The following is a 391-nucleotide window of genomic DNA, read 5'->3' as shown; positions in this document are numbered from 1 at the left end:
GGCGTTCAGCTTCGCCGGGTTCGAATGCCCATAACCAGCGTGCCAGCGAGCCGGTTTCTTCCACCAGCTCACAGGCCCGGCGCGCATTGTTGATGGTGGAGACGATCTTGGCGCGGTTACGCACGATCCCCTGATCCGTCATCAAGCGCTCGATATCCGCCTGGTCATATTGCGCGACCCGGCGAAAATCAAATCCGTGGAACGCCTGCCGAAAATGTTCACGCTTGCGCAAGATCGTGATCCACGCCATCCCCGCCTGAAAGCCCTCCAGGCAGATTTTCTCGTACAACTGGATGTCATCCGCCACCGGCACGCCCCATTCGTGGTCGTGGTAATGGAGGTATTCCGGGGCGGCGTTGCGCCAGCTGCAATGGGTACGTCCTGCGGGGTC

General features: G+C 60.6%; 1 protein-coding gene. It reads right to left on the bottom strand.

Annotated features, from left to right (window positions below; translation table 11 throughout):
* Positions 1 to 307: DNA-3-methyladenine glycosylase I (locus GVK91_RS27275; protein ID WP_317164645.1), on the bottom strand; the 307-nt coding region annotated here is incomplete at its 3' end.
* Positions 308 to 391: the final 84 nt, after the last annotated feature.

Origin of the sequence: Sphingobacterium sp. 18053 (assembly GCF_902706145.1) — a bacterium.
Taxonomy (GTDB): Bacteria; Bacteroidota; Bacteroidia; order Sphingobacteriales; family Sphingobacteriaceae; genus Sphingobacterium; species Sphingobacterium paramultivorum.
Note: the sequence above shows the minus strand (reverse complement) of the source record. Positions and strands in the feature narration are given on the sequence as shown.